Raw genomic sequence first — 2192 nt, 5'->3', positions numbered from 1 at the left:
CCGATGAAGAGCGTGAGGCCTGCCGCCCGCTGCGCACCGGCCCTGCCTATGACCGGCAAAAGGCGCTGGGCGCGCAGTTCGGTTGCGTGAACGGGTTCGAGCGGCCCAATTATTATGGCCCGCTGGATGCGCCCGACAGTTTCGACCACGACGCGCGGTCCTTCCGGCGCGGCGGCTGGTGGCAATACACTGTGGACGAGGCTCGGGCGATCCGCGAAGGCGTCGGTCTTGTCGATGCGACAGCCTTTGCCAAGCATCGCGTTTTCGGCCCCGGAGCGGCGGCCTTTCTCGACTGGTTCACCTGCAACCGCCTGCCCAAGGTGGGTCGGATCAACCTGACCTATGCGTTGACCGGCCATGGGACCACACGCACCGAATACACGATCGTGCGCCTGAAAGAGGATGAATTCTACCTCGTTTCAGCCGGCGCGTGGGAGGCTTATGACACCGACTACCTCAAGAAAGCCGAAGAGGACTGGTGGGCGGACAATGCCGAGACTGGCCAGTGGCTGGGGGTCGAGAATGTGACCACGCGCTGGGGCGTCTTCGCCATCGCGGGGCCCAAATCGCGCGATGTGCTGAATGCGGTGATCAAGGATGCCGATCCGGCGACGGCGCTGTCGAACAAGCGGTTCCCGTGGCTATCCGCCAAGCAGATCGAACTGGGCATGTGTCCGGTGAACGCGATCCGCGTGGCCTACACCGGCGAGCTGGGATGGGAGCTGCACCATCCGATCGAGATGCAGAATTACCTTTGGGACCTACTTATGAAGGCGGGCGAGCCGCATGGGTTGAAACTGGTCGGTGCGCGGGCGCAGAACTGGCTGCGGCAGGAAAAGTCCTATCGCGCATTCGGGAACGAGTTGGGCCGCGATGCGACCCCGCTCGAGGCTGACCTGCCGCGTTTTGTGGACTTGTCCAAGGATTTCCATGGCAAGGCCGAGATGGAGGCCAAGGGTATTCGCTCCAAGTGCGTGACACTGCTGATCGACGGACCTGACGACGCCGATCCATGGGGGCGCGAAGCGCTTTATGATGGTGATACCCGTGTGGGGCGTCTGACATCGGGGGGATATTCGGTGGCTTTCGGCAAATCCATCGGCATGGGCTATGTCAAACCCGAGGTCTCGGCCGTGGGCACAAGGCTGAAGGTCAAGATGCTTGATGGGCTCTGGGATGCCGAGATCGTCGAGGACAGCCCCTATGATCCGAAGAACGAAAAGATCAGGATCGACGGATAGCGGTGTCAGGCCCCACGCCGGAACCAGAGGCGGCGCAGATTGCCGATCTTCCGGCGACCGAAGATGATCAGCCTGGTGACCGGTCCCTGTAGCAGGGGCAGGTCGATCGCGAGGATGAGCAGGCCCAGCGGTATCATCCAGACGTTGAGAACCGGCAGGATGGCGAGCAATCCGCCGATGATCAAAAGGATGCCGATGCTGATCCGGGCAATCGTCGATCCCGGTTTGCGCAGGCGCTCCATCACCGGAAGCCGCGCCGAGAAATAGCTGAATTGCCGCTCAAAGCGCCTTTTGGCCAAATCCGGGCGATTGCGTTTCATCACAGCTAGATAGGACGTCCGGATGGTGAAAAAAAGCCCCGGGATCGGCCGCGATGAAATATCGCCGAAAAGCGCCAGAGCGGCGGATCGGTCGGGTGTCGCGGCCGGCCACGGCACCCCGCTATCAAGGGTCAGCTATCGGGAACCGTCGAACCGGCAGTCATCATCGCTTCCATGAAGCCCGATTGCTGCATCGCTTCCATTTGCAGTTCCATTACGCCGCATTGCTCGTTGATCGCGGCCGTCTGCTCGAGCGTCATGCCTTGTGGCATCATCCCGTCGCTCATATCACTTTCGGTGAATTCAGTCATCGTCATCGACGGCATCTGATTGATTGCACTCTCCATATTGCTGAGCATCGAATCAACTTCGGCACGGCTTGAAGCGCTTTCGTAGCCGTCCAGCATACACGCACCTGCGGCACGCATACGGTCATCCCATGGCGGCATCGCACTTGCGGCACTGCGCAATGCCGCGCCATCGCCACCCTGCGCTTCGACCTCGTTGGCCATCATCACTGCCATGACCCGCGACATGTCTTCAGAGAGGCTTTCAAGCCGTTCTACCTGGCTTTGGGCGAAAGCGGCTCCGGGAATAAGCGCTATGGCGCAAACGAGGTAAAGATGTTTCA

Annotated in this window: 3 protein-coding genes; 1 reads left to right on the top strand and 2 read right to left on the bottom strand. The window is 60.8% G+C overall.

From position 1 onward, the window contains the following. A partial coding sequence (locus WA989_RS16265; protein ID WP_424341527.1) for an aminomethyltransferase family protein occupies nucleotides 1-1241 on the top strand: 1241 nt, incomplete at its 5' end. Between the two features lie 5 nt (nucleotides 1242-1246). On the opposite strand, the gene WA989_RS16260 is transcribed toward WA989_RS16265, so the two are convergent. Together WA989_RS16260 and WA989_RS16255 are read right to left on the bottom strand one after the other, a co-directional pair. Then, complete coding sequence (locus WA989_RS16260) at nucleotides 1247-1561, bottom strand: hypothetical protein (RefSeq protein WP_424341526.1); 315 nt, start codon at nucleotides 1559-1561, stop codon at nucleotides 1247-1249. 131 nt (nucleotides 1562-1692) lie between these two features. Beyond that, on the bottom strand, nucleotides 1693-2192 hold a 500-nt coding region (locus WA989_RS16255; protein WP_424341525.1), incomplete at its 5' end, for a hypothetical protein.

The organism is Henriciella sp. (genome assembly GCF_049649345.1).
In the GTDB taxonomy this organism is placed as follows: domain Bacteria; phylum Pseudomonadota; class Alphaproteobacteria; order Caulobacterales; family Hyphomonadaceae; genus Henriciella.
This window is presented reverse-complemented; position numbering and strand designations above follow the sequence as displayed.